The sequence below is a fragment of the Intestinibacter sp. genome, assembly GCF_051866655.1.
Classification (GTDB): Bacteria; Bacillota; Clostridia; order Peptostreptococcales; family Peptostreptococcaceae; genus Intestinibacter.
In genome coordinates this window covers 1-2,573 of the sequence record NZ_JBJDXL010000471.1, presented here as the reverse complement: position 1 = coordinate 2,573, position 2,573 = coordinate 1, and the positions used below count along the sequence as shown (strand labels likewise).

The window sequence follows — 2,573 nt, the reverse complement described above, 5'->3', positions numbered from 1 at the left end:
GATGAACAATAGGCTTTAATTGCTAAAGCTAAGACTTATTTACAACCTTTCTTTAACTGGTTTGGGCATTGGACTGGAAATAAAGTATTAAAACATGATAACTAGTCTATAGATTATTTATTTTCAATTAACCCTGAATTAGAAAAAATAGGCACAAAATAGGAATATGAATAGTATATAAATTCTATTTTTCCAGATAGTAAAGTAACAGAAGTTTATTGGCATGGTACAGATTCTGATTTCAGTGAAGGTGTAGAAAACGCAAAACGTGGAAAAGGTTCAGGAGCTCCTGAAACTAAGTAGGAGATGTACTTTAATAAATAGCCGTGGGCTTCATTATAGTATATCAGCGGAGTAAATAGAAATGTTGCGGATAAAGATGGTTTTAATAACTGGGTAAAATTATGGTGGGAACTTAAAGAGATATTAGGTAATGGCAGAATGTAGAATGATGACTGGAAAGATGTTATTATTGGTCCAAATACAAGATAGGAAATACCTAATAAAAAAGGAGTTTTTAATCGTAATAAAGGTGGTGGTAACGGCAGTTACTTAAGTGAAAGAAAATCAAAATACGGATATGAAAACAAATCTGATAAATAGTTCTTTGAAGAAGTATTTGGAATTAAATACGGAAAGGATACATTCAAAAGTTGGGTAGATCGTAATTCTGATATTTTTAAATAGATTTGGGAAAATAAACAAGTTAAAACTGGGATATACCCGGCTATATTAAACGTCAAAAATCCAATAACAGAACAAGGATAGAATACGTATTATGAAGAACAAAGAGGACTATTCACAACTGCTAAATAGAATAACAATGATGCAATTATTTCTAATAAATCTAAAAACGAGTTTGGATCCGATGTAGCAATAATATTAAATCCAAAAGAAAATGTGCATATATTAGGTACCAAATAGGATTTATAGCAATTTATAGAATGGAAGCATAATAACGGTGTATCTAAAGTAGTAGATGAGAATGGTGAGCCTATGGTGAGTAACGTTATTCCTCGTAGTACTAGTATAACTAACAGAAGACCAAACTTTACAGCTCAAGAACAACAGTTATCTGATAGAATTTCTAATATATTATCTACTTTATTCCCAGAAATATCTAAAAAATACGTAGATTCTATAGAAGGAGGTTACATTGGTCAAATTGATTTAGACGCTTTAGAAATATTAATAGACAAGTTGGCATCTGGAATAGATACCGAACCTCACGAATATGCTCATTACTATGTGAGAATGTTCTTAGATAGTGACCTTGTTTAGGAAGGTATTCGTTTATTTGGATCTGAAGAAACGTTAGTTCAAGCTATTGGTGTAAGAACTGTAGAAATGGAAGCTAAAGCTAGAACTTGGTGGCAAAAGTTTGTAGACTATATTAAAAATTTATTAAATAATAATAAACTTTACAAATAGCAGCTGCTAGCAGAGATAACAGATTCTTTTCTAGAACGAAAGTAGTTAGGTATACAGCAAAAAGTATCAGGCAAGATGCATCAGGAAGCTTAGCCTACTATAGAAGAAGTCAGAAACGTTATCTTTAGTAATCAAGCTTAGATTAGCTTTGATCCGTTAACTCATAGTTATACTGTAAAAGAAACTGGAGAAAAATTAACATCTGTTACGGATATGAAAAAAATGCTTTATACGATACATACGATAAAGCTTAGGAAGACGAAACATAGGCAGAAATATCCGAAGAGTCTAGAAACGTTGGTACAAGTATACACTCTGTACTAGAAGCTATGATAAAAAATAATTTCAATAGAAATGATTTTCCTCAATTTACCTACGAAGCTATAAAAGATATAAAACAAATATATGATTATATTATAGGAAAATATGATATAGTGCTTTCAGAAGCTATGCTGTGTAGTGTTGAGCACAAAGTAGCTGGTACCACAGACTTACTAGTTAGAAATAAAAAAACAGGTAAATATGAAATAATAGACTATAAAACTAAAATGTATTCCTACAACGGTAAGTCTAAGAATAAGAAAGGAAAGAACTTGTGGGGATTTAAGTTTATAGATAGCAAAAAATACTCTTTAAAAACTGCTAGAGATAGTTATGACTTTTAGTTAACTGCATATGAAAATATGCTAAAAAAATTAGGAATTCAGATAGATAAAAGAAACATCTTACCAATTGTATATAGCGTGAATAATGATAAAATACAAAAAGTAATGATAAGTAAGGTGTTCGGTAACGCTTCCGCTGAAGAAAACAATAAGCAGACTGTACGTGAGATAGAAAGAAGAAGCCAAACTTAGTATGACGTAAGCTATAGAATATTTGGAGATCCTACAGCATTAAAGATAAGTAAAGATTAGCTAGATAATGCAGTTAGTGATATAACAGAAACAGTAAATAAAATAGTAAAGAGACTTCATATACAGAAAGAACTATTTAGTTTACGAGGAAAGCGTGCTAGAAATCAACTGTATGAAGCTACTAAAGCGTTAGAACAAATAGAAGGATTGACTGAATTAGATGCTCTATTACATTTTGTTAACTACGCTACTTCTCAGTTAAAGAGACTAAACGATTAGATAGAG

2 protein-coding genes are annotated in these 2,573 nt (G+C 30.9%); both read left to right on the top strand.

From position 1 onward, the window contains the following. The first annotated feature begins 996 nt into the window (after positions 1-996). Positions 997-1,281 (top strand): hypothetical protein, encoded by a 285-nt coding sequence (locus ACI3VO_RS14130; protein ID WP_439758533.1) that lies wholly within the window; start codon positions 997-999, stop codon positions 1,279-1,281. 479 nt (positions 1,282-1,760) lie between these two features. Further along, positions 1,761-2,096 (top strand): hypothetical protein, encoded by a 336-nt coding sequence (locus tag ACI3VO_RS14125; RefSeq protein ID WP_439758532.1) that lies wholly within the window; start codon positions 1,761-1,763, stop codon positions 2,094-2,096. Positions 2,097-2,573: the final 477 nt, after the last annotated feature.

What these genes read in the sequence shown, in the direction of transcription:
- ACI3VO_RS14130 (WP_439758533.1), top strand. Translation starts at nt 997, where the DNA reads ATGGTGAGTAACGTTATTCCTCGTAGTACTAGTATAACTAACAGAAGA.
- ACI3VO_RS14125 (WP_439758532.1), top strand. Translation starts at nt 1,761, where the DNA reads ATGATAAAAAATAATTTCAATAGAAATGATTTTCCTCAATTTACCTAC.